Annotated in this window: 27 protein-coding genes and 1 pseudogene; 16 read left to right on the top strand and 12 right to left on the bottom strand. The window is 54.3% G+C overall.

What is annotated here, in order from left to right; translation table 11 throughout:
- Positions 1-14: 14 nt before the first annotated feature.
- The 3 genes from D5398_RS08370 to D5398_RS08380 are packed head-to-tail and all read right to left on the bottom strand — an operon-like array spanning position 15 to position 3,296.
- Positions 15-1,037 (bottom strand): Gfo/Idh/MocA family protein, encoded by a 1,023-nt coding sequence (locus tag D5398_RS08370; RefSeq protein WP_120507188.1) that lies wholly within the window; start codon positions 1,035-1,037, stop codon positions 15-17.
- 13 nt (positions 1,038-1,050) lie between these two features.
- Positions 1,051-2,118 carry a Gfo/Idh/MocA family protein gene (locus tag D5398_RS08375; RefSeq protein ID WP_120507189.1) on the bottom strand — a complete coding sequence of 356 codons (1,068 nt, stop codon included), beginning with the start codon at positions 2,116-2,118 and terminating at the stop codon, positions 1,051-1,053.
- A gap of 2 nt (positions 2,119-2,120) precedes the next feature.
- Positions 2,121-3,296: a Gfo/Idh/MocA family protein gene (locus D5398_RS08380; RefSeq protein WP_120507190.1), complete on the bottom strand. Its 1,176-nt coding sequence runs from the start codon at positions 3,294-3,296 to the stop codon at positions 2,121-2,123.
- A 283-nt stretch (positions 3,297-3,579) separates the two neighbouring features.
- Between D5398_RS08380 and D5398_RS08385 the strand changes: the two genes are divergently transcribed.
- On the top strand, positions 3,580-4,647 hold the full coding sequence (locus tag D5398_RS08385) for a LacI family DNA-binding transcriptional regulator (protein WP_120507191.1): 1,068 nt from the start codon (positions 3,580-3,582) through the stop codon (positions 4,645-4,647).
- Between the two features lie 13 nt (positions 4,648-4,660).
- Here the strand turns inward: D5398_RS08385 and D5398_RS08390 are convergent.
- Positions 4,661-4,936 (bottom strand): annotated as a pseudogene (locus tag D5398_RS08390) (SDR family NAD(P)-dependent oxidoreductase); the annotation flags it as partial.
- A 124-nt stretch (positions 4,937-5,060) separates the two neighbouring features.
- Between D5398_RS08390 and D5398_RS08395 the strand changes: the two are divergent.
- The 8 genes from D5398_RS08395 to yghU all read left to right on the top strand — a co-directional run bounded on the left by D5398_RS08395 (position 5,061) and on the right by yghU (position 13,331).
- A complete protein-coding gene (locus D5398_RS08395) occupies positions 5,061-5,792 on the top strand; it encodes a FadR/GntR family transcriptional regulator (RefSeq protein WP_120507192.1) in 732 nt (243 codons plus the stop codon).
- Between the two features lie 118 nt (positions 5,793-5,910).
- A complete protein-coding gene (locus D5398_RS08400; protein ID WP_120507193.1) occupies positions 5,911-6,810 on the top strand; it encodes a 2-dehydro-3-deoxygalactonokinase in 900 nt (299 codons plus the stop codon).
- The gene (locus tag D5398_RS08405; RefSeq protein WP_120507194.1) at positions 6,807-7,457 is read left to right on the top strand and encodes a 2-dehydro-3-deoxy-6-phosphogalactonate aldolase; all 651 of its coding nucleotides are present in this window, start codon (positions 6,807-6,809) and stop codon (positions 7,455-7,457) included. The genes D5398_RS08400 and D5398_RS08405 overlap by 4 nt, the downstream gene beginning before the upstream one ends.
- Positions 7,458-7,613: 156 nt before the next feature.
- Positions 7,614-8,984 carry an MFS transporter gene (locus D5398_RS08410; RefSeq protein WP_120507195.1) on the top strand — a complete coding sequence of 457 codons (1,371 nt, stop codon included), beginning with the start codon at positions 7,614-7,616 and terminating at the stop codon, positions 8,982-8,984.
- The gene (gene ilvD / locus D5398_RS08415; RefSeq protein WP_120507196.1) at positions 8,981-10,690 is read left to right on the top strand and encodes a dihydroxy-acid dehydratase; all 1,710 of its coding nucleotides are present in this window, start codon (positions 8,981-8,983) and stop codon (positions 10,688-10,690) included. The genes D5398_RS08410 and ilvD overlap by 4 nt, the downstream gene beginning before the upstream one ends.
- Positions 10,691-10,692: 2 nt before the next feature.
- Positions 10,693-11,589: a dihydrodipicolinate synthase family protein gene (locus D5398_RS08420; RefSeq protein WP_120507197.1), complete on the top strand. Its 897-nt coding sequence runs from the start codon at positions 10,693-10,695 to the stop codon at positions 11,587-11,589.
- 15 nt (positions 11,590-11,604) lie between these two features.
- Entirely contained in the window at positions 11,605-12,378 is a 774-nt protein-coding gene (locus D5398_RS08425; protein WP_120507198.1) for an SDR family NAD(P)-dependent oxidoreductase, read from the top strand.
- A 107-nt stretch (positions 12,379-12,485) separates the two neighbouring features.
- Complete coding sequence (gene yghU / locus D5398_RS08430; RefSeq protein ID WP_120507199.1) at positions 12,486-13,331, top strand: glutathione-dependent disulfide-bond oxidoreductase; 846 nt, start codon at positions 12,486-12,488, stop codon at positions 13,329-13,331.
- Between the two features lie 66 nt (positions 13,332-13,397).
- Here yghU and yghX read toward each other — a convergent pair whose 3' ends face one another.
- The gene (yghX, locus tag D5398_RS08435) at positions 13,398-14,303 is read right to left on the bottom strand and encodes a YghX family hydrolase (protein ID WP_120507200.1); all 906 of its coding nucleotides are present in this window, start codon (positions 14,301-14,303) and stop codon (positions 13,398-13,400) included.
- A 150-nt stretch (positions 14,304-14,453) separates the two neighbouring features.
- Between yghX and D5398_RS08440 the strand changes: the two genes are divergently transcribed.
- Together D5398_RS08440 and D5398_RS08445 are read left to right on the top strand one after the other, a co-directional pair.
- Complete coding sequence (locus D5398_RS08440; RefSeq protein ID WP_120507201.1) at positions 14,454-15,434, top strand: WaaS/CpsH family glycosyltransferase; 981 nt, start codon at positions 14,454-14,456, stop codon at positions 15,432-15,434.
- A 43-nt stretch (positions 15,435-15,477) separates the two neighbouring features.
- Positions 15,478-15,678: a DNA polymerase III subunit theta gene (locus D5398_RS08445; RefSeq protein ID WP_120507202.1), complete on the top strand. Its 201-nt coding sequence runs from the start codon at positions 15,478-15,480 to the stop codon at positions 15,676-15,678.
- 10 nt (positions 15,679-15,688) lie between these two features.
- Here the strand turns inward: D5398_RS08445 and D5398_RS08450 are convergent, their stop codons facing one another.
- Entirely contained in the window at positions 15,689-16,570 is an 882-nt protein-coding gene (locus tag D5398_RS08450) for a LysR substrate-binding domain-containing protein (RefSeq protein WP_120507203.1), read from the bottom strand.
- A gap of 105 nt (positions 16,571-16,675) precedes the next feature.
- Between D5398_RS08450 and D5398_RS08455 the strand changes: the two genes are divergently transcribed.
- Positions 16,676-16,999: a carboxymuconolactone decarboxylase family protein gene (locus tag D5398_RS08455; RefSeq protein ID WP_120507204.1), complete on the top strand. Its 324-nt coding sequence runs from the start codon at positions 16,676-16,678 to the stop codon at positions 16,997-16,999.
- 29 nt (positions 17,000-17,028) lie between these two features.
- Positions 17,029-17,418, top strand: coding sequence for a tautomerase family protein (locus D5398_RS08460; protein ID WP_120507205.1), 390 nt, complete (start codon positions 17,029-17,031; stop codon positions 17,416-17,418).
- A gap of 32 nt (positions 17,419-17,450) precedes the next feature.
- On the opposite strand, the gene flhA is transcribed toward D5398_RS08460, so the two are convergent.
- The 6 genes from flhA to hypA form a co-directional block, all read right to left on the bottom strand.
- The gene (gene flhA / locus D5398_RS08465) at positions 17,451-19,562 is read right to left on the bottom strand and encodes a formate hydrogenlyase transcriptional activator FlhA (RefSeq protein WP_415838454.1); all 2,112 of its coding nucleotides are present in this window, start codon (positions 19,560-19,562) and stop codon (positions 17,451-17,453) included.
- Between the two features lie 102 nt (positions 19,563-19,664).
- Entirely contained in the window at positions 19,665-20,687 is a 1,023-nt protein-coding gene (gene hypE, locus D5398_RS08470; RefSeq protein WP_120507207.1) for a hydrogenase expression/formation protein HypE, read from the bottom strand.
- Between the two features lie 4 nt (positions 20,688-20,691).
- Positions 20,692-21,837 (bottom strand): hydrogenase formation protein HypD, encoded by a 1,146-nt coding sequence (gene hypD, locus D5398_RS08475; RefSeq protein WP_120507208.1) that lies wholly within the window; start codon positions 21,835-21,837, stop codon positions 20,692-20,694.
- Positions 21,837-22,115, bottom strand: coding sequence for a HypC/HybG/HupF family hydrogenase formation chaperone (gene hypC / locus D5398_RS08480; protein WP_120507209.1), 279 nt, complete (start codon positions 22,113-22,115; stop codon positions 21,837-21,839). Before hypC ends, hypD begins: the two co-directional genes overlap by 1 nt.
- Positions 22,106-22,888 carry a hydrogenase nickel incorporation protein HypB gene (hypB, locus tag D5398_RS08485; protein WP_120507210.1) on the bottom strand — a complete coding sequence of 261 codons (783 nt, stop codon included), beginning with the start codon at positions 22,886-22,888 and terminating at the stop codon, positions 22,106-22,108. Before hypB ends, hypC begins: the two co-directional genes overlap by 10 nt.
- Before the next feature lie 29 nt (positions 22,889-22,917).
- Positions 22,918-23,262: a hydrogenase maturation nickel metallochaperone HypA gene (gene hypA / locus D5398_RS08490; RefSeq protein ID WP_120507211.1), complete on the bottom strand. Its 345-nt coding sequence runs from the start codon at positions 23,260-23,262 to the stop codon at positions 22,918-22,920.
- A 318-nt stretch (positions 23,263-23,580) separates the two neighbouring features.
- Between hypA and hycA the strand changes: the two genes are divergently transcribed.
- The 3 genes from hycA to D5398_RS08505 all read left to right on the top strand — a co-directional run bounded on the left by hycA (position 23,581) and on the right by D5398_RS08505 (position 26,735).
- Positions 23,581-24,051: a formate hydrogenlyase regulator HycA gene (hycA, locus tag D5398_RS08495; RefSeq protein ID WP_120507212.1), complete on the top strand. Its 471-nt coding sequence runs from the start codon at positions 23,581-23,583 to the stop codon at positions 24,049-24,051.
- Positions 24,052-24,222: 171 nt separating this feature from the next.
- On the top strand, positions 24,223-24,831 hold the full coding sequence (locus tag D5398_RS08500) for a 4Fe-4S dicluster domain-containing protein (RefSeq protein ID WP_120507445.1): 609 nt from the start codon (positions 24,223-24,225) through the stop codon (positions 24,829-24,831).
- Positions 24,831-26,735, top strand: a complete 1,905-nt coding sequence (locus D5398_RS08505) for a proton-conducting transporter transmembrane domain-containing protein (RefSeq protein ID WP_120507213.1) — start codon at positions 24,831-24,833, stop codon at positions 26,733-26,735. Before D5398_RS08500 ends, D5398_RS08505 begins: the two co-directional genes overlap by 1 nt.
- The last annotated feature ends 8 nt before the right edge of the window (positions 26,736-26,743 follow it).

Consider the following 26,743-nt stretch of genomic DNA (forward strand, 5'->3'; position numbering starts at 1 on the left):
ATTATTAAAATTATTTAATCGGTAAGCGTTATCCATGTTCTTAATTGTGAGGAGCGATAAATTGCCCCGACGATATTGAGAGAAATTTCCGCCTCCTCAACAGAGGTATAATTATTTTCCTGCGGATGATGGATGCAGTGGTAAAAATTCAAAACTGCCTGCCGGTGGCTGTCGCCCCAGTAACTTTTCGCTATCCCCGCCGGTTTTTCATCGCTGACCAGCAGAGTCCGGCTTTCCCCCTGTAACAGCCACAGCGCATTGTGATGCAACTGCAACAGGCCATTCTCGCAGTGGATTTCCAGCAGCAGTGGCGAATCAGTGCTGTGGCAGTTGGTGGCATAAAACAGTCCGCGCGCGCCGTTTGCGAGTTGCAGGCTGGCCATCGCGCTGTCCTCGTTTTCCGTCACATCACCAAGAAAGGTGCTGTCCACCACGCCTTTTAATGCCCTGACTCCGCCGCCGAACCATTGCATCAGATCCAGTGTATGAATTGCCTGATTGATCAGCAGGCTGCCGCCTTCCGTTTCAAAACGACCGCGCCACGGGCTTTCTGTGTAATACGTCCCGCCGCGTGACCAGGTCAGCACCGCTTTGATGCTTAGCATCTGCCCAAGCTGTCCGCTTTCCAGCTGCGCTTTGATCTTCAGACTCGACGGGTTCAGACGGTTCTGATAACACACCCCCAGTTTTCCTTGCGCTTTTTCAGCAGCCTGACGGATCACCCTCACCTCGCCGGTATCAAGCGCCAGCGGTTTTTCCGTGAACACATGTTTTCCCGCCGCCAGCGCGGCGAGAATCGCTTCCCGATGCAAATGATGCGGCAGGCAGATATGTACCACGTCAATGAGCGGATCGCGCAACATCTCGTGATAATCCGCATAGAAATCACAGCCATAACGTTGCGCCAGCGCCTGCCCTTTGGCGATGTCGGTTTCCGCGATGGCATGTAAACGACTGTCCGGATCCTGCTCAATCGCCGCCACATGGCAGGTATGAATGGATCCGCAGCCGATCACTGCCGCCTGAAGCGTTTTCATGATGAGCCTCCTGTCAGTGCGTACCGTTTGCCAGCATTTGCGCCCGCACGCACAGTTCGGCGGCCTTAAACGCATGTTCCTGCGTCATGGCGTTTTCAGTGCGGTTCAGACAATCGCGGATCAGCTGACCGAAGAACGGGAAACCGACGTTGCCGGATACCGGATAACGGAATTCTCCTTCCCGGTTCACCAGATACACCACATCCTGCTCGCCGCGCGTGAGATCGACATATTTGCGAATTTCGATATACCCTTCAGTGCCGAGCAGTGTCAGACGCCCGTCGCCCCAGGTACTCAGCCCCTGCGGCGTGAACCAGTCGCAGCGGAAATAGCCGCGCGCGCCATTTTCACCTTCCAGCATGGTGTCGCCAAAATCCTCAAAATGCGGATATTGCGGGTGATTGAAATTCAGGGCCTGAGCCGCCACTACGCGGGCATTGCTGTTGCCGGTGTAAAACAGGAACTGTTCAATCTGATGGCTGCCGATATCACACAGAATGCCGCCGAAACGTTCCCTTTGGTAAAACCAGTCCGGACGCCCTTCCCCTTCGCGATGCGGTCCGGTGCCAAGCGTCTGAATCACCCGACCGATAGCCCCTTCCTGTACCAGTTGTCCGGCGAAGACCGCGCTTTCCACGTGCAGCCGTTCGCTGTAATACACTGCGTATTTACGTCCCGTCGAAGCCACTTTTTCTTTCGCTGCCGCCAGCTGTTCCAGCGTGGTCAGCGGTGCTTTGTCGGTGAAATAATCTTTGCCAGCGTCCATCACTTTCAGCCCGAGCGCACAACGTTCCGACGGAATTCCCGCCCCCGCGACCAGCTGAACTTCTTTATCGTCGAGGATCATTTGCAAGGTTGCGGCGACTTTCACCTGAGGATACTGCGCGACAAACTTCTGCACTTTTTCCTGATCCGGATCGTAGACCCATTTCAGGCTGGCTCCCGCTTCGATAAGACCGTTACACATGCCATAAATGTGCCCGTGATCCAGCGCCGCCGCGGCAATCACGAATTCTCCCGGTTTGACCACCGGCTGCGGTTTGCCTACCGGCGCATAATTCATCCCGTCTCTGATGCTCATGTTCAGGCTCCTGTTTCCATGTTTTTACCCAGCGGGATCGCGTCTTCATTAGCGAAATTTTCTACCGACGCGGATTTCTCGTAAAAGTGCGGTGCCAGCGAAACCAGTCCGCCGGTCTGATAGAACGGATCGGTCGGAGCCAGCGGCAGCGTCACAATGCTGCGGGTGATGGCCGATTTATAAATGGCGGCAATCAGTTCCAGTGAGCGTTTGCCCTGCACGCCGTCGATCAGCGGAGCAGTCTCCGTTTCCAGTGCCGTCAGGAAGTTGTCGATCTGACCGGTATGCAGTGTATAGGTGAGTTTAGGTATGGACTGATAGGCATCTTCGAGGCGGTTTTCCCGCGCCGTATCCCGCGCTTCAATCGGAAATCCGTTGGGGGCTGAAATGCTGGCGAATTTATCCCACGGGGCGGAAATCCGTGCTTTTTCGCCCTGAATCACAATCTTCTGGTCTTCGCCATGATGCACTACTGAGGCAGTCAGCTGCGTCAGCGCGCCGGAATCGTATTTGAAAATTGCCGCCGAGAGATCTTCCACTTCGGCATTGTCGTGTGAGGCGTTAGTGATCATCGATACCACTTCCGTCGGAAAACCGAGCATCCACTGGATGGCATCGATATGGTGAACCGCGTGATTGAGCGTGCAGCCACCCGCCTCTTTCTCCCAGGTTCCGCGCCACCACAAGTCGTAATAGGAATGCCCGCGCCACCAGAAGGAATCAACCTGCGCGTGGCACACTTTGCCGGTCTCGCCGGAATCGAGCACTTTTTTCAGGCGCCAGAACGCATCGGTAAAGCGGTTTTGCGCAACAATGGAAAGCGTTTTTCCACTGACCTGCGCCGCAGCAATCATCGCATCACATTCCTGCAATGAGGCCGCCATCGGCTTTTCACACAGGACATGTTTTCCCGCATTCAGCGCATCAATCGAAATTTCGGCGTGCACGTAAGGCGGCGTGCAGACATCAAACACATCAATATCAGGATCATTAAGAATGTCCTGATGGCTGGCGTACACTTTGGCGTCGCTCAGACCATAATGGCGTTTTTTCTCCTCCGCCTTTTCCGGATAAATATCGACCAGAGCCACAATCTGACAGCGGTCGGCAAACTCCAAATATCCCTGAATATGGTTATGCGAAATATTACCAGTACCGATGATCGCTATTTTAAGCATTATCTGACTCCTGATTAAATGCTGACGGAAGCTGATTTAAACCCACAAAAAAGGCGTCACCTGACTGAATTCATTCAAAAATTCCGTCCGGTTAAATACCTTATTTTGGTTTCTGAGGTTTATATTCTGGAGAGTAGTAATCGCTTTTTTTTCCAACAATCGCTATTTGTGACAGGAATTGCAGTGCGACAGAATGGTTTTGCTATGATGGAGAATAGCTGAATAATTACAGGCAGTTAACCGTGGTAATAAGTCCATACTCTAATGAGGTGTTGATCACAAAATGACGGGAAAATTAAAAATCAGGCAAATTGCGGAGTTAACCGGGCTTTCTCCGAGCACTGTTTCCCGTGTGCTGGCGGGCAAATCGAATGTCAGTCCTCAGGCAAAAGAAAAAGTATTTAACCATGCCAGAAACATGGGTATTTTACGCGACATTCCCTCCAGCCGACTGTTAATGAACTCACTGTTAATATGCGCGCCGCCCGAAGCTTACTCGCCGTATGAAGACCTCTATTATTACGAAGCCATTCAGCAAATCACTGCCGAAGTCGCACGTTTCGATATTCACATTCGTAAATGCGCCCTGAAGGTTAATGATCCGGATATCGCCACGTTCATGCAGGCGCTGCACCAGACTGACGTGGACGGCATTATTATTATCGGAATCGATGACGACATGCTTTACCGGCTGGCAGCAGAGGCCAATAAACCTGTGGTGATGATCAATGCCAAAGACCGAGAAATGCGGCTCGATTGCGTGTCAGCGGATCATTATTCCATCGGTTACAGCGCGGCAAATTTTCTTTTTCAGAAAGGACATCGTCCGGTGTTGCTGTTCACCGATTTACGACGTGAAACCATGATGCAAAGGCTGGACGGCTTCAAACGAGCCTGTCTGGAACATCACATTGTGTTCGACGAAGCGACGCATCTGCTGATTAATCACGGTAACGGGAAAGAACAGGCGCGGGAAAGTTTTGAAAAATATCTGCGGGAGCGCAAACCGGAATCCCTGCCGTCGGCCATTATCTGCGGCAGCACACCTATTGCGCACGCCACACTGCAAGCCCTGAGCGCCCTCGGAATTCAGGTACCGCAGGATATTTCAGTGATCAGCATGGATTTTGAGCACGAGCAGAAAACTCTGTCACCGATGGATTTCACCTCGGTCATGCTGCCCTGCCGGGAACTTGGCAGTGAAGCGGTGTATATCCTGCAAAATCGCCTGACACGGCCCGCGGGCGCTAAATTCAACCTGTTGCTGCAAGGCAAAATTCACACCGGCCAGTCGGTGGCCGATGTGAAATGGAAGCGCAAAGGGTTGTATCCGCAGCCTGCCGGTTTGTAAAAGACGAGGATGATTAGTTGCGACCGGCCATCACGCCGCCGTCGATATCCCAGATAGCTCCGGTAACCCAGGCCGCTTTTTCGCTCAGCAGAAACGCAACAGTTTCCGCGACATCGCGCGGCGTACCGACGCGGCCAATCGGATGGAAACTGTTAAAGCTGTTCATCACACCTTCTACTTCATCTTTCGCAATAAAACCTTCGTAAATCGGCGTCTGCACTACCGCCGGTGATACGGCGTTTACGCGGATACCGTTGCTACCCAGCTAAATCGCCATATTTTTAGTCAGTTCTGCAAAATCCTTACAACGCCCTGAAGTGCAGGCATTTCACGACTGGATGGTGGAAGAAATTCAGTAAGATGTTACGATTATCGCGCCTGTCCCATCCCTGAACCTCACTACTGAGACCCTGATGAACAAACTCACTTCTTCTGTTTCTGAATCGATTACCCGTGATCTGGCCCTGCGTATTATCCGCGGCGAGCTGGGCGTCGGGATGCCGATCCCAGGAGAAAATGAGCTGGCGCAACAGTACGATGCATCACGCACCTCAGTGAGAAATGCACTTCAGGTTCTCGGCGCGAAAGGGATGTTGCTGATCCAGGCCAAACGCCGCAGCACCGTGACGCCCCGCGAGCAGTGGAGCTTTCTCGATGCTGAAGTGCTGTCGTGGCTGGAAGACGTCGGGATTGAGTCTGAGCTGGTCGAGCAACTGATGCTGACGCGTCTTATCTTTGAGCCGGATGTCGCGGCTATGGCGGCGCTCAATGCCAGCGGCCATGATCTGGCCGCCATTGAAGGAGCGCTGGAAACCATGCAGTCCGGCCAGAAAAATAACAGTGCGGCACAATTTGAAAGTGGCGATCTGGCATTCCACACCGCCGTACTCAGGGCCTGCCACAACCCTTTCCTGGCGTCGGTCGGTAATGCACTTTCTGCCGCTATGCTGCTGTCTTTCAAACAAACACTGGAAGACGATCTGCAACTGACGCAGGAAGCCGTTCTGCAGCACCGTGATTTACTGGAAGCGATCCGCCTGAAACAACCGGATGCGGCGCGTCAGTGTATGCGCAACCTCCTGCTCAGCGCTGCACACAAACATATCTGGCGCGAAATCCCGGAAAAGTATCAGCACTTCTTCTGATCCTCATTTTCTCCCAATTTACTGACTTCTGATCTCCCTCACAGATCTAAGGTCATTTTGTCTTCATCATTCTTGTATTACAAGAATGAACTTGTTGTAACTCAAGAATGAGGATGCGATGAAAAAAGACTGGATTGCTATCGACTGGGGAACCTCCAATTTCCGGGCGTTTTTGATGAATGAAAATCTATGCACCGACAGCATCAGTGCCCCCTGCGGCCTGATGCAGGTCCGCGACCGGCAGTTTGCTGCGGCACTGCAACCGCTGATCCAGCCTTGGCTCGACCGGTGTACGTCATTGCCGGTGCTGATGGCTGGCATGGTCGGCTCACAACAAGGCTGGCGGGAAGTGCCGTATGTCACGCTGCCTGTCGGTTATCAGCAACTGGCGCAACACGTCGTTGCCGTGCCAACCCCGTGGGGAAGCCCGTGTCAGATTGTGCCCGGTGCCATCGGGAACAATGCCAGTGGTTTGCCGGATGTGATGCGTGGCGAAGAAGTGCAGCTGGTCGGGCTGGCGGCGCTGTACCCGCAGCGGGAACATCACGTCATCCTGCCCGGCACTCACAGCAAACATGCGGTACTGCATCACGGAAAAATCCGCTGTTTCAGCACGTTTATGACCGGCGAAATTTACGCCGTGATGCTCAGCCATTCACTGCTCGGGCGGGATCTGCCACAGGCAACGGAAGAGAATACGGCCTTTGCACTAGGTGTAAAAAACGCCCAACACGCGCCCTGCCTGAGTAACGCGCTGTTCTCCGCGCGCACCTTGCGCCTGAACGACACGCTGGCACCTGACCAGATTGCCAGCTATCTCTCCGGTCTACTGATTGGCGCGGAATTGCGCGAGCTGCCGCAAAACGAAGCCTGGATCGTCGGCTCACCGGAACTGACTGAACGTTATACCCGCGCAGGCCACCTGCTGGATATCACTCTTTATGCCGCCGATGGCAACGACTGCTTCACCAGGGGTATGAGTCTGATTTATCAGAGCCTTGATGGAGAAATCGTATGAATTATTTGGAATTCTCAGACCGCTGGCAGCAGGGTGCGCTGCCGCTTATCGCCATTTTACGTGGCGTGACACCCGCCGAAGCGCAAGGTGTGGCGCGTACCCTGCTGGAATGCGGATTCAGCTGGCTGGAAGTGCCGCTCAACAGTCCGGAACCGCTGGAGTCGATTGCCATCATGGCAAAAGTGGTGGGTGACAACGGATTTGTGGGCGCGGGTACCGTGCTCTCTGAACATCAGGTGCATCAGGTAGCGGATGCAGGGGGTCAGCTGATTATTTCGCCGAACGCCGACCTTTGCGTTATCCGCGCCACCTGCGAACTCGGTCTGTTTAGTCTGCCCGGCATTGCGACACCCGGCGAAGCCTTTTCCGCCCTGCGTACCGGTGCCAGCGCCATCAAACTGTTCCCGGCTGAGCTTGTTACCCCGGAGGTGACCAAAGCGCTGCGCGCCGTTTTGCCCCCGCAGGCGGTCTGCCTGCCGGTCGGCGGGATCAGCGCAGATTCCGCGCAGATGCGCCGTTATCTGCAAGCCGGTGCGAACGGTTTCGGACTGGGCGGTGGCCTGTATCAGCCGGGGATTTCCCTGACGGCTCTTCGCGAACGCGCTCAGGCTTACAAAGCGGCGTGGGATCAGGCGCAAATCCGGTGAAAAATCTGCCCCTGCTTTTCGTTCCCGAAACCAAAAACATTTCGCTGGAAAACATCGAGAAAAACCTGATGGCCGGTCTGCCGCTGAGAAGCATCGGCAGCTCGCTGTAATTCAACTAACCCCCTCCCGCCGGAGGGAAAATGAGAGGTCAGAAAAATGGCGTCATCACTTTCTGAAAATAAAATCAGCGCGGTGTACGGCAAAATAACGCGCCGCCTGATCCCCTTTTTGATCTTGTGCTATTTCTTCGCTTATCTGGACCGCGTCAACATCGGGTTTGCCAAACTGCACATGCAGGATGCGCTGAATTTCAGTGATACGGTTTACGGCTTCGGTGCCGGTATCTTCTTCATCGGCTATTTTCTGTTTGAACTGCCAAGCAATCTGATGATGCAGCGTTACGGCCCGCGCTTCTGGATAGCGCGGATTATGATCAGCTGGGCGGTGCTGTCGGCCGCGATGATCTTCGTAAAAACCCCGACGCAATTTTATGTTCTGCGCTTCCTGCTTGGCGTGGCCGAAGCCGGTTTCTTTCCCGGCATCGTGTTCTATCTCACGCTGTGGTTCCCGTCATGGCGCTCGGCTCGCACCCTCGGCCTGTTCATTCTGGTCACCCCGCTCTCCACCATTGTGGGCAGTCCGCTTTCCGGTTTGATCCTCAAAACCTTTGAAGGCGTCGATGGCCTGCACAACTGGCAATGGCTGTTTGTGGTGGAAGCCATTCCGTCTTTCCTTCTGGCGTTCGTCGTCCTCAAATATCTTGATAACGACGTAAAATCTGCCCGCTGGCTGACTGACGAAGAAAAAGTAATTGTCGCCGATGACCTGGAGACAGACCGACTGCGCAGCCTGATGGCTAATGCCGGTAAACCGCCGCAAAGCCTGAAACTGATGTTTAAAAATGGTTATGTCTGGTTGCTGGCGCTGATTTTCTTCAGCTTTAACATCGGCTACTACGGCATTAATTTCTGGCTACCGTCGATCATCAAATCGTCCGGCGTTACCGATGATTTTCACATCGGCCTGCTCGCCGCCCTGCCGTACGTTTTCGGCGCCATATTCATGGTGTGGAACAGCCGCCATTCAGATTTACGCTGCGAACGCCGCTGGCATATCGCTATTCCGGCCATTGTTGGTGCGGTCGGCCTGAGCCTCAGCGCGTATTGCAGCGGTTCGACGATATGGATGATGACCTGGATTTGCCTGGCGATGTCCGGAACGCTGGCGCTAATCCCGACTTATATCAGCCTGCCCGGCACATTACTTTCCGGCACTGCCGCGGCGGCTGGTATCGCGCTCGTCAACTCGGTCGGCAATCTGGCGGGATTCTTCGGCCCGACCGTTCTCGGCTGGCTGAAAGACAATACCGGCAGCACCAATTCAGGCCTGTATATTCTCGCCGCGTTTCTGCTGCTGTGTGCGCCATTGATATTTTTGTTACCAGCACGGCTGGTTAATCCCCGTCGCAGCCCTGAAAAACCGGCTGAAACCGACGTTGAATCATCATTAAAAAGAGGCAGTGTATGAGCGGATGCAGCAACGGATGTGGTACCTGTGGTGACCACTTTAACCCGGTATTAAGCGGAGATGACGGTGCGCTCAAACGTGCACTGTACAAATCGATGGGCCATACCGACGAGCAGCTGCGCCGTCCGGTGATCGCGGTGGTCAACAGCTACACCAACGCGACCGCCGGACACGTCAATCTCAATGAGCTGACCGCCGAAGTGCTGAAAGGGATCGACGAGGCGGGCGGCGTCGGCATGGTATTTGGCACTATTGCGCCGTGCGACGGCATCGCCGAAGGCCATCTCGGCATGCGCTACATTCTGGCTGCCCGCGAAGTGATTGCCAGCTCCATAGAAGTGATGATGCGCGCCCACCGTTTCGACGGCATGGTGATGCTCGGTTCGTGCGACAAAATCGTACCCGCCATGCTGATGGCCGCAGCACGTCTGGATATTCCAGCCATTCTGGTCAACGGCGGCCCGATGTATCCGGCGCGTTATCAGGGCAAAGACTGGGACGGCAACATCGTGACCGAAGCCATCGGCTGGAAAAAACGCGGTGAAATCGACGAAGCAGAATTCCGCCACATCGAAGATATTGCTGAGCCCGGCCCCGGCTCCTGCACCATGTACGGTACTGCCAATACCATGTGCTGTATTGCTGAGGTGATGGGCATGAGTTTACCCGGCAGCAGCACGCTGCCCGCCATTTCACCGCAGCGCCGCGAATGCGCCTTCCGCACCGGCCAGACGGCGGTGGATCTGGTGAAACGCGGCGTGAATGCACGCCAGATCATCACACCGGAATCCATCCGTAACGCCATGGTTTACCTGCTGGCCACCGGTGGCTCGACCAACGCGATCCTGCATTTACAGGCTATTCATTACGAAGCGGAATACGGCCATCTGCCGCTGCTGGAATTCGACAAAATGAGCCATCACGTTCCGCTGGTCGCCGCACTGTATCCGGCCTCGGAATACGACATGATTGATTTCTGGGAAGCCGGTGGCGTGCCTGCGGTCGAGAAAGAGATCAGTGAGCTGATCAATCTGGATGCACTGACTGTCAGCGGTCAGACCAAAGGAGAATGGCTGGCACAACAGCCCCGCACCGGGCGTCCAGAAGTGATTCATACACTGGCCATTCCGGTGCGTAACGAAGCGGGTGTCGCGGTGCTGCACGGTAATCTTTCGCCGCTCGGTTGCGTGGTGAAACCGGCGGCGGTGCCGGAAGACCTGATGATTTTCAGCGGTCCGGCGGTGGTATTTAACAGCGAACAGGAATCGGTAGACGCCATTCTTTCCGGTGACATCGCACCGGGCAGCACGCTGGTGTTGCGTTATGAAGGGCCGAAAGGCGGACCGGGCATGCCGGAAATGTATAAGCCGATGAAATGCCTCGAAGGCATGGGATTGTCTGACAGTTGCGCGCTGATCACCGACGGGCGTTTCTCCGGTTCAAACCGTGGCTTGTTTGTCGGCCATATTTCCCCGGAAGCCAGCGACGGCGGAGATCTTGCGCTGGTAGAAAATGGCGACATCATCACCATCAATATTCCCACCCGCGAACTGACCCTCAACGTCAGCGCCGAAGTGCTGGCCGAGCGCCGCAAGCATTGGGTACCCGTCGAAAAACAAGTGCCACGCGGATTTCTGCGTTTATATCGCCGCTGGGCGCTGCCCGCTGCACAGGGCGCGGTGTTAGCTGACCGCGACGAGGAATAATTATGTATTCATCTTCTGATATTTGCGGCGTCAATCCGATTGCCGCACTGCCGTTTACTGCGCAGGGCGAACCGGACTATGCCAGTTTTAACCGGTTACTCAGTCATCTTGCCGATACCGGCATTCAGGGGCTGACGCTGTTTGGTATCGCCAGCGAATTTCCCAAACTTGAGGACTGCGAACGGCTGCGCCTCGCCGATCAGTTTTTATCCACACTCAGCGGCAGCGGGATTTTTCGCGCCATGTCAGTCACCGATCACAGCACTGAAGTGGCGGTGAAACGGGCGCGCGACTATCAAAAACGTGGCGCAGATGCCCTGATGCTGTTGCCACCGTTTTTCCTGCAACCAGACGCGGCGGCGATTTCACACCACATTTTTTCAGTGCTGGAAGCCGTGGATATTCCGGTGATGGTGCAGTACGCGCCGGGTGAAACCGGTTTGTCAATTACGCCGGAACAGCTCAGTGAAGTGGCGGCGCGATACCCCCATGCGGTTTTTAAAATTGAATGCAATCCGCCGGTGGAATACACCCGCGAATTTTTACAACGTGCACCACAGGCCAGCGTGCTGAACGGTTACGCCGGTTTGTATATGCTGCAAATGCTGGCGGCGGGCGGAAAAGGCGTGATGCCGGGCTGTTCGTTCAGTGAAATCTATGTGCAGATTTATCGTCTGTGTCAGGCAGGAAAGTCGCAGGAAGCGCAGGAACTGCACGGCAAACTGCTGCCGTGGATCCGCCGCTGGATGACGCATTGCGAGTACATCATTCAGGTGGAAAAAACCATTTTGTATAAACGCGGGATCATCGCGACGGATTATTGCCGCCATCCGGGATGGACGCTGACGACGGAAGATCATCAGGCAATCGACACTTTCATCACCGATTTTTCACTTTAATCAGGCGGAATAGGTATGACTACCACGCTCAAATTCCCGCGGGTCGTTATGGTTACCGGTGCCAGCCAGGGTATTGGCCACGCCATCGCCAGCACCTTTCTGGGGCACGGCGATATCGTGATTGGCTGTGCGCTTTCGTCTTTTGAAAAAGCGCCCCACGCACAACAATTGCAGGAACAGTTTCCGGAACAGTTCTTTTATTATTCGGTCGATATGACCGAAACGGACTCTATCGCCCGCTTTATCAGCGAGGTGGTGTCTCGTTTTGGGCGGCTGGATGTGCTGGTGTCCAACGCCGGTAAAAACGTCTTCAAAGGTATTGATTGTGAACTTGAAGACTGGCATCACAATCTCGATCTGAACCTGCGTTCCCACTGGTATATCGCCAAATGTTGCCGTCCGATGCTGGAAAAATCCCACGGCGTCATTCTGGTCATGACCTCTAATCATGCGTTTTCCACCATGCCGGGCTGTGCGCCGTATAACATCACCAAACGCGCCCTGCTATCGCTGGTGCAAAGCCTGACCATCGAATGGGGACCGGTTGTGCGAACCGTGGGGATTGCTCCTGGTTTTATCGACACAGCAGGTAACCAGGAATGGTTTGATTCGTATAAAGACGGGGAGGTGGCACGTCAGGAAACGCTCAGAAAACATCCGGTCGGACGCATCGGCACGCCGGAAGAAGTGGGTGAGCTTTGTCTTTATCTGGCCAGTCCGGCAGCCGGTTTTATTGCCGGAACCACCATCGTAATGGATGGCGGGCGCAGTGCTTTAATGCAGGATTGATACATCTTTGTGCCCTGCTCTCGTCAGGGCACATTCTCAGCGTCATCGTTGATTATCTCCTGCTAGACTTTTGAGTCTTAACCTCAAAAAAAGATGCGGAGAATGTCATGTCAGAACAGTATCAGCCACCGAAAGTCTGGACCTGGAATAAAGACGAAGTCAGCAAGTTCTCGAACATCAACCGCCCGATAGCGGGCCCGACACATGAGAAAACGCTGCCGGTCGGTAAACACCCGCTTCAGCTGTATTCTCTTGGCACACCGAACGGCCAGAAAGTGACGATCCTGCTGGAAGAATTGCTGGAACAAGGCGTCAGCGGTGCGGAATATGATGCGTTTATTATCCGCATCAACGAAGGCGATCAGTTCTCCAGCGGATTTGTGGACGTTAACCCGAACTCAAAAATTCCGGCACTGCTGGATAACTCCGCCACGCCACCACTCCGCGTGTTTGAATCCGGCAATATCCTGCTGTATCTGGCAGAAAAATTTGGTAAGTTCCTGCCGAAAGACCTCGCTGGTCGCACCGAAACCCTCAACTGGTTGTTCTGGCTGCAAGGCTCCGCCCCTTATTTGGGCGGCGGTTTCGGACATTTTTATCATTACGCGCCGGTCAAAATCGAATACGCCATTAACCGCTTTACGATGGAAGCCAAACGTCAGCTTGATGTGCTCGATCGCCAGCTCGCGGAGCACCGTTTTATTGCCGGTGAGGAATACACCATTGCCGACATCGCCATTTTCACCTGGTACGGCAGTCTGGCTCAGGGCGGCTTGTACGAATCCGCCGAGTTCCTCGACATCAAATCCTATAAGCATTTCCAGCGCTGGGCCGCTGATATCGCCAGCCGTCCGGCGGTAAAACGTGGCCGTATCGTCAACCGTACCTGGGGCGACGAACAGCTGGAAGAACGCCACGATGCCTCTGATTTCGATGGCGTGCTGAAGTCGTAACAGGCTGGCAGCAAATAAACAAAGGGCGGGATTTTGCGATCCCGCCCTTTTTGCGTTTAAGCGTTTTTATGCTTTTTCTGTCTGCGGATCGAGATACTTTTTGAACCAGGCAATGGTCCTTTCCCAGGCCAAATCCGCCGCTGCTTTGTCATAACGCGGGGTCGAATCATTGTGGAAACCGTGATTCACGCCGGGATAAATATGCGCCTCATAGACTTTATTGTTGGCTTTCAGCGCCGCTTCATACGCAGGCCAGCCTTCGGTAATCGGTTTATCCAGTTCGGCGTAGTGCAACAATAACGGTGCTTTGATACGCGGCACATCTTCAGCTTTTGGCTGACGCCCATAGAAAGGCACCGCCGCAGCCAGTTCCGGATAGGCCACTGCCGCCGCATTGGCCACGCCGCCGCCATAACAGAAACCGGTGATCCCGACTTTACCGGTCGCCGTTTCGTGATGCATCAGAAACTCAACGGCAGCAAAAAAGTCGTTCATCAGTTTGGCCGGATCGACTTTTTGTTGCAGCTCGCGCCCTTTTTCATCATTGCCCGGATAACCGCCGACTGAACTCAGGCCGTCCGGCGCCAGTGCGACAAATCCGGCTTTAGCCACCCGCCGCGCCACGTCTTCGATATAAGGATTCAGGCCGCGATTTTCATGCACCACCACGACTCCCGGCACTTTGCCGGTCATTTTGGCCGGACGCACCAGATAGGCTCTCACACTCCCGTGCCCCTGCGGCGACGGGTACTGAATATATTGCGCCACAATATCCGGATCGGTGAATTCCACCTGTTCGGCGTAGGCGTAATTGGGGGTCATCAGCGTGGTCAGCGCGGCCAGAGATAATCCGCCCGCGACAAATTTTGCAGAGAGATCGAGAAATTCTCGTTTGGTCATTTTGCCGTGTACGTAGAAATCAAAATATTCGAGGAGTTCAGGCGGAAAGTCTTTAGCTGTCATTCGCGTCATTTTCAGGCTCCGTTCCATGCAAAAGAAGCATAAATAATGGCCTGCTTTTGTCGATTTTGTAAACCGATTGTGAAATTGACCATCAATCCTCCCCGCACAGACACTTTTGACGGCTGAGAATGCTAAACTACAGCGCAATAGGGAGGGGCAATGAAAATACATTTCATCGAGTGGAACTCAGAATACGAAAGGATGATGACGTCTGCACTTAAAAAAGAATTTAATGTGCATACGATTTATCACGTCAAAAAACACTATAAATCTGTTCGTGCTTTATTGCCCTGGAAGCATCTGAAAAGCTGGCACCATCGGCTGCACTCCTCCATCAAATTCCGCCACATCGCGAAAGACGATATCGTTATTTGTAATGGTTACAGCGCTTTTTTGATGCTGGATTGCCTTGCACTGCTGAGTTGCAAAAAAATACTGGTGCTGCGCGATTCGGTCGCTGCCCTGACGGCGAAAAGACGCAGGTTAAAATTACTTGCTGATGACGAAATTTATCTCGACAGAGCAACACCCGTTTTTGATGTTATTTATAGTTTTGATCCCGAGGATTGCAGGAAGTACGGCCTGTCGCACGTCAGTCAGTTTTTACCGTTCACCCGTAATGACCTTGCTGCGCAAGCGGCTGAGCCGGTAAATGCCCAGACAGAACAATCATGCTTTTATGTCGGGGGTTATGATGATTGCCGGGCAGATCTGATTAATGATCTGGCGCCGGTATTGCGGGAAAACCACTGCCAGCCGGACTTTTATCTGGTGGGGGGGGACGCTGAGGATCCGAATTACCCGAACTGCTGCTTCAATAAAAAACTCAGTTATCAGCAAAATATCGAGAAACTGAAACGCTCCTCTGTCGTGCTGGAAATTAATAAACCGGGTCAAAGCGGATTAACACTGCGCGCGCTAGAAGCCATGGCTTTCAACAAAAAACTGATTACTAATAATGCCTCGATAAAAGATCATGATTTTTATCACCCGGACAAAATCTTTATCTGGGGAGAAGATGACCTCAACAGCATTGCCCATTTTCTGTCATCTGAGCATCAGAAAACTAACCTGACTTTGCTGGAAATTTATTGCGCTGACGGCATGCTGAAATCATTGACCGGAAATGCAGTAGAATAAAACTTATACCTGCCGACAAAAGCGGGCAGCAGAAGGAGCCACAATGAACAACAATCTCGCAGGGCTGAGTAAAGAAGAAATGGATAAAGTGAGTGCCGGGCTGGCTGCCGGGACGGTCGCAGTGCGTGAGCGCAATAATCTGCCGGTGAATGCAGATGAAGTTGAAATGGCGCAGCCGGAGCATCTGCGCGCATATTTCCGCGAACGTCTGGCGCACTACCGGCAGCAACCTGCCAAAAAGTAGCAGCACCTTATCAGCAGCGCACCGCGAAGAAATCGTTGATCGCCTGGATCAGATAAACCGCCGCCTCACCGGGCGGCGTCTGCCCCTGATGCAGGCTGATCCCTACCTCGCCCGGTTCGGGCAACTCATTCAATATTCTGACCGTCTGCGGCCTGCCAAAATCGGTGCGCACGGTAATGCCTAATCCCGCCGACATTGCAGCCCAGATCCCGCTCAGGCTGCGGCTGGTAAACGCGATACGCCAGGGAATACCCGCTTTATCCAGCGCCGTAGTGGCGGCATTTCTCATCAGACACGGCGCTTCAAAAACCAGCAACGGCACCGGTTCACAAGTTTCCTGATAGTGTTTCAGGTCGAAATTTTCAGGACCAATCCAGCGCAGCGGTATCCGTCCGAGTGACACGCTCGACGGGAAAAGCGGCGCGTCATCAGCCTGCCAGCACACCGCCAGGTCAAACTCGTTATGGCGGATCCCGTCGAGTAATTGCTGGTTGCGGGTAATGCTGGCCGATACCTGAACCTGCGGATGCGCGCGGGTGAATGTACCGAGGAGTGCCGGTAGCAGGGCTTCACCGAAGTCTTCCTGCATCCCCAGATTGATGCTGCCTTTCAGGGCGCTGGCGAGCAGGACCGCGCTGGCTTCATCGTTCAGGGTGAGGATACGCCGAGCATAACTCAGCATCACCTCGCCCCGTTCTGTCAGGATCAGATGCCGTCCCGATTTCTGAACCAGTTCCGTACCGGCCTGTTGCTCCAGTTTTTTCAGTTGCGCGCTGACGGCGGAAGTCGAGCGCCCCAGCCGGTCTGCTGCCAGCACAAAGCTGCCCAGCTCGATGCCGGTAACAAAACTGCGTAACGCCTCTGCATCAAAAGTCACCGGTCGTTTTGCCACGCTTAATCATCCCGTTTTTATGGATCAACACTGCTGTTATTTTCGATATTAAGGATAATCATAACGCCTTATGCTCCTTTTCACACCCGCAAAAAGGAGCCTGATATGAGCACAACTTCATCCCAAACACAGACGCTGGATACCATGTCGCGCCTGACGCCTAAATTTGCCGAACTGACAGAACAGGTGCTGTTTGGCGATTTATGGAAAAGAGACGAAATGTCCCCGCGTGACCGCAGCCTGATTACTGTTGCCGCGCTGATCGCCCTGAACCGCACCGAGCAATTGCCTTTTCATCTTAGTCTGGCAGTAAAAAACGGCATCACGCGCGCCGAACTTTCAGAGACGATCACGCATCTGGCGTTTTATGCCGGATGGCCTGCTGCTGCGTCTGCCCTGACCCGTTTTGCCGCGCTCAATGATCAGTAACCCGTAGCCAGTCACAAGAGAAACTGACGATGCCTTTTACCCGAATTTCATTACCCGAACACCGCGCAGATGTCTGGCAGAACGCCATATCCGCTATTTTACACAACACACTGGTGGAACATTTCGCTGTTCCGGCGGATGACTGTTTTCAGCTGTTTGAACCGGCCAGCCGTCGTCAGCGGGTGATAAACCCGACGTATCTGTCCGGGAAAGATGATCAACGTTCAGAGGATTTTTTGCTGTTTCACATCACCGCTGGCAAACCGCGAAACAGCAACCAGAAACAGGAATTTTTCCGTCATCTGGCAGGCGATCTGCACGCTGCACTTGGGATTTCTCCGGCGGATGTGATGGTCGTGGTGAGTTTTACTCAGCCGGAAGACTGGTCATTCAGCCACGGGAAAATGTTTACGCTGTGACGGGAAAGGCTGCCCGAAGACAGCCGGTAAAATCAACGCGCGGTAATTCCTAACTTTTTCATTCGGGATAATAACGTGGTGCGTTTTAACCCCAGCCGCTGAGCCGCACCACGGGGCCCGGCGACCACGCCGTTGGTGTCTTTAAGAACCAGCAGAATGCGTTCCCGCTCGTCTTCATCACTCAGTTGCGGTGCTGGCGCACTTTCCCGCACCGATGGAGCGACGACATGCGCCATCGGTAGCGGATAATTCAGCTCGGGAAGTTGCAGATCCAGCACCGTTCCGCGGGTCAGAAGCACCGCACGCTCAATGACATTTTCCAGTTCACGCACGTTGCCAGGCCAGGGCATACGGCTCAGCAGGCGCAGGGTTTCCGCAGGAATACTGTCGATAGTGCGCTTCATGCGTTTGGCGATTTTATAGGTGAGGAATTTCACCAGCTGCGGAATATCTTCCGGACGCTCCCGCAGCGGCGGAATAACAATCGGGAATACATTCAGCCGGTAATACAGGTCACTGCGAAATTCTTTGTCGGCCACCATCTGCCGCAGGTCGCGGTTGGTGGCTGCAATCATGCGCACATTCACCGAGATCAGTTTGTTCCCGCCCACCCGTTCAAATTCCTGTTCCTGTAAGATGCGAAGTAATTTGGGTTGCAGCTCCAGCGGAATTTCCCCCACTTCATCCAGAAACAGCGTGCCCTGATCCGCCAGTTCGAAGCGCCCCATTCTTTGCGCCGTGGCACCGGTGAATGAGCCTTTTTCATGACCGAACAGATCACTTTCCATCAGGCCCGCCGGCATCGCCGCGCAGTTCATTTTCACCATGCGCTGATCACGGCGATCGCCCAGGTTATGGATGGCGCGGGCGATCAGTTCTTTACCGGTGCCGGTTTCCCCAAGGATCAGCACCGAGCAGTCGCTTTTCGCCACGATCTCGACCTGTTTCAACACCGCAGACATAGAAGGACTGCGCCCGACGATGTCGCTGAAATCCGGGTTATTGCTGTTGATTTGCTCGGTCAGATACAGGTTTTCATGTTGCAGTTTTTCCTTCAGGCTTTTGATTTCCTGATAGGCCAGTGCGTTATCCACGGCAATCGCAATACGTTCGGCAATTTGCTGTAAAACCCGTAAATTCGCCGTGTTGAAATTATCCGGCTGACACTGCGCCAGTTTCAGCACGCCCAGTGTTTTATGACCAAAACGTAACGGCAGAATGCACAGAGTTTTGGTCTGATCACGCCACAGCAGCTGAAACAGCGTGCTCTCATCGCTCCCGAATTCTTCTGAAGGCCGCACGTTAGTCAGCAGCATTTCGCCGCTTTTCATCACCTGCTGTTCGAGGGAACCGCTGAGTGTCATGCGCGACTGCTCACGTTCAGCAATGTGAGTTTGTACGTAATGTGTGGCGTAAACGCTGGCCTGTCCGCTGTCTTTATGTGCATCGCACAGCACAATGCTGATGGCATTAATGTGGAAAAAATGATGAATGGTTTTGGCGATTTCACCGGTCAGTTCATCAAGATCCAGCTTAGAAAGAACCGCGTTAGTGATATCAACCAGAATGCGGAAATCGTCACGCTCGTGGCGCAGCTGAGATTGCTGGAACAGAGCATTTTCACGCAGCTGGATTTGTTCAACCGCAATCGCCGCCAGCATACAGAGCTCATGAAGACCGTTTTTGTCTTCCTCGCTAAACGGCGAAGCATTCTGGCGGGTAAACTCACAGCCGCCCAGCAAACCGGATGAGGCAACCAAAGGCACCAGACAATATCCGCTAAACGCCGGATACAGGTTTAGGGCGCTCAGCTGCGGGAAATGCAGATGCAAAGCATCACTGCGCCAGACCTGAATTTTTGGATTACTCAGCAAGGCATGAACCGGCCCCGTCGCCAGCAGAGTTTCATCTTCGTAACTGACCGGCTGATGATGGGGATCGATACCATAAAAACTGACCCGTTCACTCTTGTTGAAACTCTTGTTTTCTGATGCCTGGCTGTCGAAAAGAACCAGCGTCACGGCGTCAGCAATACCGGCACCCTGCACCACCTGAGTCAGAGTTTCCAGCAGCGATGTCATGGTCTGTTGCAGCAGCAGTGTGCGCGTCAGTTCCAGCAATCCTTTGTGTTTGGTAATGCTCATTGTTGCACTCTGCATAGCGTCAGCTCTGGATAGCATAATTTTTTGAATGAAAGCAGTAAGGAAAATTCTACCCCTTTCGCAGCAACGGGCCCCCTGACGAGATCAACAAATCCGGGGTAATGGCTCCGCATTTGGCAACATTAGCTGGCGTGAAACGCCCAGCGCGCCACGCAGACATACCTGCGTCTGCCCCGTCACTTCCCCGATGGTGATGGCATCAGCGCCAAGCGGATGGCTGCGCAATATTTCCAGCACCGCGTTTTCTTCCTGTGCCGAGACCACCACCACCAGTTTGCCTTCGTTGGCAAAATTGAGCGGCTCCAGTCCGAGCAGTTCACAAATTCCCCGCACCGCCGGTTTAACCGGTATTGCGGTTTCGTCGATGCAAATCCCGAACCCGCTGGCGGCGCTGAATTCGTGAAGAATGGCATTTACGCCGCCCCGCGTGGCATCGCGCAAAGCACGGACACCCGACAGTGCGCGCAGCGGCGCGATCATCGGCGCCAGCACGGCACAGTCGCTTTCCACCTCCAGGGTCATTCCCAGCTGTTCGCGAAGGTTGAGGATAGTGGCACCGTGATCGCCCAGCGTGCCGCTGACGATCACTTTGTCACCAACCTGGATCCGGCTGGCGGCCCAGTGAATATCGGCAGGGATCACCCCGATCCCCGCCGTATTAATAAAGACTTTGTCGGCTGCGCCGCGCTGCACCACTTTAGTATCGCCGGTAACAATGGCAATACCCGCCTCGCGTGCGGTCTGCGCCATCGCATTCACTATCTTCTGCAAGTCTTCCAGCGGCAGCCCTTCTTCGAGAATAAATCCGCAGGAGAGATAGGCAGGCGTTGCGCCGCTAACCGCCAGATCATTCGCCGTGCCGCACACCGCCAGCTTGCCAATGTTACCGCCGGGGAAAAACACCGGATCGATGACATAGCTGTCCGTGGTGAACGCCAGCCGGTCGCCCTGCTGGCTGAGAGCGGCAATCGACAAACGCGCCGCATCTTCGCGCTCGCTGAGCCACGGGTTATCAAAAGCGCTGAGAAACAGGCGTTCGATCATCTGCTGCATCGCCCGCCCGCCGCTGCCGTGTGCCATGGTGACGACTTCTTTTCGCTCACTCATCCTGCTACGCACCTTCTGTTGTTCTTTCTTGAATTACGGTTTCCTGATGCCGGTACTGATACCACGCTGCACAGGCACCTTCGGAAGACACCATCAGCGCGCCGAACGCGTTATGCGGCGTGCAACCGGTGCCAAACAGCGGGCATTCATGCGGCTTGCAACGTCCGGTCAGCACTTCGCCGCAGCGGGAACGCGGGTCATCCGCCACCGGCTGCGCCTGCGGGCTGAAGCGCAGTTCTGCATCGAACGCTGCGTAGGCCGGGCTCAGGGAAATGCCGGACTCTTTGATAATCCCAAGCCCGCGCCATTCACTGCTGCCGGAAAGCGTAAACACCTCGCGCATGGCTTCCTGTGCCAGCAGGTTACCCTCTTGCGGCACAACGCGCCGGTACTGGTTTTCAGTTTTACACGATGCCTCGCAAACTTGTTCCACCAGCATCAGCACGCTTTGCAGCATATCCAGCGGTTCGAAACCACTGATCACCAGCGGCTTACCGAATTCTTTATTGATGAAATAATACGGCGCGATCCCGGTCACCATACTGACGTGGCCGGGAGCCAGAAACGCATCGATGCGCACATCATCTTGTTCCAGCAGACTGCGTAAGGTCGGCATCAGGCTGATGTGCTGGCAGAAGACGGTGAAATTGCTCAGGCCCTCACGACGTGCCTGTTGCAGCGTGACCGCAGTCACCGGCAACGTGGTTTCAAAACCGAGCGCGAAAAACACCACCTGAGACTGCGGGTTTTCACGCGCCAGTTTCAGGGCATCCAGCGGCGAATAAACCACCCGCACGTCCGCGCCCCGTTCGCGTGCCTGCAACAACGAACCGTGCTTGCCCGGCACCCGCAATGCATCGCCAAAAGTGCAAAAAATCACCCCGTCATGTGCCGCGATTTCACAGCAGGCATCAATTCGCCCCATCGGCAGCACGCACACCGGACACCCCGGCCCGTGGATAAATTCCAGTTGCGGTGGCAGCAGTTTATCCAGACCGAATTTGAAAATAGCGTGGGTATGACCGCCGCACACTTCCATAATTTGCATCGGTTTATCTGCGCTGTAAGGCAGATGAGTCGCCCGCTGATGCAGGCGTTCGATTAATGTTTTCGCCAGTTTAGGATCCCGAAATTCATCAACAAAACGCATTACCTTGATTCTCCCGCACCTAAAAATAATGCGACATCGGCTTCCACTTCTTCCATCGCGTGCAGCGCGTCCAGAGTGTCCAGCGCTTCCTGCTCATCGAGGCGGCTGAGGGCAAAACCGACGTGGATTAATACCCAGCTGCCGATCAGCGCTTCGCGTTCACCTTCACACACCAGCGCGATATTGACCTCGCGGCGTAATCCGTATACCTGCGCCCAGGCATGATCGCGCTGCTGTTCATGCAGCGCGACAATTTGTCCCGGAATGCCTATGCACATCGCTGCTGCTCCAGCCAGAGCAGCCATTGATCCATCCCTTCACCCGTGGTGGCGGAAAGTGGGATCACTTCAATCTGCGGATTGACCTGACGCGCATTGGCGATACAGGCCTCAACGTCAAAACTGACGTAAGGCAGCAGATCGATTTTATTGAGGATCATCAGGCGCGAAGCGGCAAACATGTGCGGATATTTAAGCGGTTTGTCTTCACCTTCAGTCACCGATAACACGGCGACTTTATGCAGCTCGCCGAGATCAAAGCTGGCCGGACACACCAGATTGCCGACGTTTTCGATAAACAACAGACTGTTATTGTTTGGTGATAACTGATGCAGCGCATCGTGAACCATTTGCGCGTCCAGATGGCAGCCTTTACCGGTATTGACCTGAATGGCCGGAACGCCGGTGGCGCGGATCCTATCGGCATCGTTGGTAGTCTGCTGATCGCCTTCAATGACCGCGCAGTCGAAATACGGTGCCAGCCGGGTCAGGGTGCTGGTCAGTAAGGTCGTTTTACCGGAACCGGGGCTGGACACCAGATTCAGCGCCAGAATGCCCGCCGCGGCAAAGTGCTCGCGGTTGTGGGCGGCAATATGATTATTCTTCGCCAGCACGTCCATTTCGATATCCACCAGACGACGCGACGCAAACGGCAGTCCGTGGGAATGCCCGTGTGAATGGTCATGGGAATGATCGTGAGAATGATGCGTGTGTTCACTGCTGATACCTTCGATACGAAGTTCGCCGCTGGCACAACCACAGGTACTGCACATAGCTTTCTCCCCGGACAAACGAACGTCCGTTATTCGATTTCAATACGTTTAATTTTCATGCCGTCACCGGCAATCACCCGCAAATCCCGTCCGCCACACTGCGGGCAAATCAGCACGTTTGGACTGAGCAGCGCGATATCCTGCTGGCAGGTGCGGCACCAGCTTTCGGCTTGCGGCGTGTCAAGATGCAGCTGGCATCCCTGCGCCAGAGTTTCGCGACACGCCAGCTCAAAACAAAACTGCACCGCTTCCGGCTCGACGCAGGAAAACGCGCCGATCTCCATCCATACCGCCGTAATTTTCCGCGCATTATTTTGCCGTCCGAACTGTTCCATTATTTCCACGGCATTCTGACATAACGTAATTTCATGCATTATTTCCCCTCCCTCAGGAGAACAATAAAAATCAGATTGCAATATTGATGCCAGAAATTTCGTCACGGCTTTTATTGCGCAAAACATCTCGTGAAAAAATAGGCGAATACCGCCCGTCATAATTGTCGAAATATGGTGTCATCGACATGTCATTTATTGACTCCGCTGAAATGGAACTCAGATTTGAAATGACCCAACTCATTAATTAAAAAGCATTTATCAGAATAAATCAGAAACTGGCACGCTTTATGCCAACAGAGAGTTATGCGCCGTATTTTCGTCGTCACCCGACATATCAATTAACAACGGATAATGAACATGAGCACTCTCAGCGAACTGACCACCAAAGCCGACTATATCGCCAGCAAAAACAGCCAGATGAAATCACAATGGCATACCTATCAGAATAGCCTGATCCAGGCCGTCACCACGTCAAATAAAAAGATAAATCATGAATTTAACTGCGGAGAAGAACAGGATATCCGCTTTGCGCTGTTCAATCATTTCGAGATCAGCATTCATCAGGGAGATGACTTTTACAGTCAGGACATCATCTACAGCCTGAATATGGCGCAAGGCCAGGAAGAGGCGGATTTCAGAGCCTTCGCGCAGGCCAGATTGAGTGAAGAAGGCCGCCTGGACGACACGGTAGACATCCATGACAGGAATGCCGTGCTTGAACATTATCTGAATAAGATCTCCGCTATTTATCAGTGTCTGTTTGATTCACTGCACAGTAATCAGCCTGTTCATCCGCAATTAGAAAAATTACTCCGCCACGCAGGATAAAAAACCAAAAATATTATTTCCAGGTCGGGTGGAAATAAGCGTTTTTACCGGATGTATTGCCCGTTTTTTAACGGACTCAATGCCGACATAAATGTCGAAATGTCAATTTAAGTGCCGATTTCGTCACCTTTGACGAAATACCAAGGAGACTTCATGCGCAATATGGCCGCCATGAATCAGTATGTGATCGCGGACCCCAAACTTTGTATTGGCTGCAATACCTGCATGGCCAGCTGTTCGCGGGAGCATCAGCTGCAGGGTCTGCAATCTGCGCCCCGTTTGCAGGTGATGCGTAACCGGCTGGATTCCGCGCCGGTGATGTGTCACCAGTGTGAAGACGCGCCTTGTGCGCAGGTTTGTCCGGTGAACGCCATCACCCGTGAAAACGATGCAATTCATCTTAACGAGAGTCTGTGTGTGAGCTGCAAACTGTGCGGCATCGCCTGTCCGTTCGGGGCGATTACGTTTTCTGCCAGCACCCCGCTGGATATCCCGCGCGACTGTAATACCTCCAAAGCACTGCCCGCACCCCATGCGCCGCGTGCCGTCAGTCCGTTTCTCGACTGCGTGCCGGGGCTTCGCGCCGTGGCAGTGAAATGCGATTTATGCCGCTTCAGCCCCGAAGGTCCAGCCTGCATTAAAACCTGCCCGACGCAGGCCATCACACTGATTACCGCCAGTCTGTCTGAATATTCCAGCCAGCAAAAACGCCTCAATGCCATGAACGTTTTCCCCGCCGGACTGACCTCACTGAACGCCCCTGATACGGAGGCTAAATAATGACGACTTTATTTTCCGGTGAACCGGCGTCGTTACTGGCGCTGGCGCTGCTGGTTTGGGTACTTAGCGGCATTGGCGGCTGGCTTGTGGCCGCTGTGGCGAAAGTCAGCAGCCTGATTTTTGGCGCGGGCGGCATGGTTGCTGCACTTTGCGTCATCGCTGCCGCATTACAGATTATGCAAGGCGGTGCGGCGGTTCAGGCCGTGCTGCCGGTTCTGCCCTTTAACGCAGAACTGACTGCTCTGAATGCGTTAATTCTGCTGGCGATGTCCGTCACTGCGGCCATCAGCAGCCTGTATGCCTGTGCATGGCTGGCGAATGTCAGTGCGCGCAAGCGTGCCCGTACCGGTCTGATGTGCAATCTGCTGATGGCCGCGTTGACGGCGGCGGCGATTTCGGCCAGCGCCGTAGAACTTGTCCTGATGATGGAAATGGCGGCCCTGTGCGCCTATTTCATGATTGTGCAGACCGATGATGTGAAAAGCCGCCGTGCGGGTCTGAATCAGTTTTTATCCGGCCGTGCCGGTACGCTGTGCCTGATCCTGGCCTTCGCCCTGCTGCATCACGCCAGCGGCAGCATGAATTTTGAGGTGCTGCGTCATGTGACGTTCACGCCGGGCATTAAATCGGCGGCGTTCGTGCTGGCGCTGGCCGGTTTCGGGTTGTATGCCGGGATTATCCCGCTGCACGCCTGGGTGCCGCAGTCGCACTCCAGCGCACCGGCTCATGCCGCCGCCCTGTTCTCTTCTGCTCTGATGAAAATCGGCATTATCGGCATTGTAAAAGTCGGTCTGGATCTGCTGGGCGCACCGCCACTCTGGTGGGGCCTGATGGTATTGCTTCTGGCTGTCCTGACCGCGTTTATCGGCGGATTGTATGCCCTGATGGAGCATGATATCCGTCGCCTGCTCGCCTATCACACGCTGGAAAACGTCGGAATTATTCTGCTGGGTGTCGGGGGTGCAATGACCGGCGTGGCGCTGAATCTGCCGCTGCTGGCGTCTCTCGCGCTGCTGGCGGGCCTGTTCCATCTGTTCAATCACGGATTGTTTAAAACGGCGCTGTTCCTCGGTGCCGGTGAAATTGAAATGCAGACCGGCATTAAGGATATGGAAAAACTTGGCGGGATCGCCCGTCTGATGCCGTGGACTGCGGCTGCCATGCTGATTGCGCTGATGTCGATGGCCGCGCTGCCACCGTTAAACGGTTTCGCCAGCGAATGGCTGCTGTATCAGTCACTGTTTCAGCTGAGCGCCAGCCACGTCTTTATCGCCCGTCTGATGGGGCCGCTGCTGGCGGTCGGTCTGGCTCTGACCGGCGCGCTGGCGCTGATGTGTATTGCCAAAGTTTTTGGCGTCACTTTCCTTGGTACACCACGCTGTCAGGCCGCAGCGGATGCCACACCGGCACCACTGGCAATGACATGCAGCACGGTATTGCTGGCGCTGCTGTGCGTGATTTCCGGCGTGGCCTCACCGTGGATTATTCCGCAATTCTCCGCCGTCGCCGCTTCCGTACTGAACACGCCAGTTCTGCTGGCTGCCCAGCATGGCGTGGTGTTCTCCCCGACGTCCGCGGTGTCTGCGCCGATGGTAGCGATTCTGCTGCTGGGGATGCCGATAGTGCCGTGGCTTATCGCCGTGGTACTGCGCGGTGCACGGCTGCCAAACCGTTCGCGTGGCGACGCATGGGCCTGTGGTTATGCACACTCCCCCGACATGGTGGTGACAGCGACCGGTTTCGCCCAGCCACTGCGCGTGATGTTCGCCCCGCTTTACCGTCTGCGCATTCATGCGACACCGGCGTCACTGGTTTGCGCCCTGCACCGTGGCTGGCTGGGGGCTTTCTGCCGTCGTCTGGCGTTCATCGAACTGGCCGTATTACTGGTCGTGGCTTTTGCCTGAGGAACTGA

The sequence above is a fragment of the Rahnella bruchi genome, from assembly GCF_003614975.1.
GTDB lineage: Bacteria > Pseudomonadota > Gammaproteobacteria > Enterobacterales > Enterobacteriaceae > Rahnella > Rahnella bruchi.

Bases quoted from the DNA above. Each gene is read 5' to 3' on its own strand.
- ilvD (WP_120507196.1), top strand. From the start codon at position 8,981: ATGAGCGGATGCAGCAACGGATGTGGTACCTGTGGTGACCACTTTAAC.
- hycA (WP_120507212.1), top strand. From the start codon at position 23,581: ATGAGCACTCTCAGCGAACTGACCACCAAAGCCGACTATATCGCCAGC.
- yghX (WP_120507200.1), bottom strand. From the start codon at position 14,303: ATGACGCGAATGACAGCTAAAGACTTTCCGCCTGAACTCCTCGAATAT.
- D5398_RS08425 (WP_120507198.1), top strand. From the start codon at position 11,605: ATGACTACCACGCTCAAATTCCCGCGGGTCGTTATGGTTACCGGTGCC.
- D5398_RS08455 (WP_120507204.1), top strand. From the start codon at position 16,676: ATGAGCACAACTTCATCCCAAACACAGACGCTGGATACCATGTCGCGC.
- D5398_RS08370 (WP_120507188.1), bottom strand. From the start codon at position 1,037: ATGAAAACGCTTCAGGCGGCAGTGATCGGCTGCGGATCCATTCATACC.
- D5398_RS08440 (WP_120507201.1), top strand. From the start codon at position 14,454: ATGAAAATACATTTCATCGAGTGGAACTCAGAATACGAAAGGATGATG.
- D5398_RS08420 (WP_120507197.1), top strand. From the start codon at position 10,693: ATGTATTCATCTTCTGATATTTGCGGCGTCAATCCGATTGCCGCACTG.
- D5398_RS08410 (WP_120507195.1), top strand. From the start codon at position 7,614: ATGGCGTCATCACTTTCTGAAAATAAAATCAGCGCGGTGTACGGCAAA.
- D5398_RS08460 (WP_120507205.1), top strand. From the start codon at position 17,029: ATGCCTTTTACCCGAATTTCATTACCCGAACACCGCGCAGATGTCTGG.
- D5398_RS08380 (WP_120507190.1), bottom strand. From the start codon at position 3,296: ATGCTTAAAATAGCGATCATCGGTACTGGTAATATTTCGCATAACCAT.
- D5398_RS08445 (WP_120507202.1), top strand. From the start codon at position 15,478: ATGAACAACAATCTCGCAGGGCTGAGTAAAGAAGAAATGGATAAAGTG.
- hypB (WP_120507210.1), bottom strand. From the start codon at position 22,888: ATGTGCAGTACCTGTGGTTGTGCCAGCGGCGAACTTCGTATCGAAGGT.
- hypE (WP_120507207.1), bottom strand. From the start codon at position 20,687: ATGAGTGAGCGAAAAGAAGTCGTCACCATGGCACACGGCAGCGGCGGG.
- D5398_RS08505 (WP_120507213.1), top strand. From the start codon at position 24,831: ATGACGACTTTATTTTCCGGTGAACCGGCGTCGTTACTGGCGCTGGCG.
- flhA (WP_415838454.1), bottom strand. From the start codon at position 19,562: ATGAGCATTACCAAACACAAAGGATTGCTGGAACTGACGCGCACACTG.
- D5398_RS08405 (WP_120507194.1), top strand. From the start codon at position 6,807: ATGAATTATTTGGAATTCTCAGACCGCTGGCAGCAGGGTGCGCTGCCG.
- D5398_RS08395 (WP_120507192.1), top strand. From the start codon at position 5,061: ATGAACAAACTCACTTCTTCTGTTTCTGAATCGATTACCCGTGATCTG.
- D5398_RS08385 (WP_120507191.1), top strand. From the start codon at position 3,580: ATGACGGGAAAATTAAAAATCAGGCAAATTGCGGAGTTAACCGGGCTT.
- D5398_RS08375 (WP_120507189.1), bottom strand. From the start codon at position 2,118: ATGAGCATCAGAGACGGGATGAATTATGCGCCGGTAGGCAAACCGCAG.
- D5398_RS08400 (WP_120507193.1), top strand. From the start codon at position 5,911: ATGAAAAAAGACTGGATTGCTATCGACTGGGGAACCTCCAATTTCCGG.
- hypC (WP_120507209.1), bottom strand. From the start codon at position 22,115: ATGTGCATAGGCATTCCGGGACAAATTGTCGCGCTGCATGAACAGCAG.
- hypA (WP_120507211.1), bottom strand. From the start codon at position 23,262: ATGCATGAAATTACGTTATGTCAGAATGCCGTGGAAATAATGGAACAG.
- D5398_RS08500 (WP_120507445.1), top strand. From the start codon at position 24,223: ATGAATCAGTATGTGATCGCGGACCCCAAACTTTGTATTGGCTGCAAT.
- hypD (WP_120507208.1), bottom strand. From the start codon at position 21,837: ATGCGTTTTGTTGATGAATTTCGGGATCCTAAACTGGCGAAAACATTA.
- yghU (WP_120507199.1), top strand. From the start codon at position 12,486: ATGTCAGAACAGTATCAGCCACCGAAAGTCTGGACCTGGAATAAAGAC.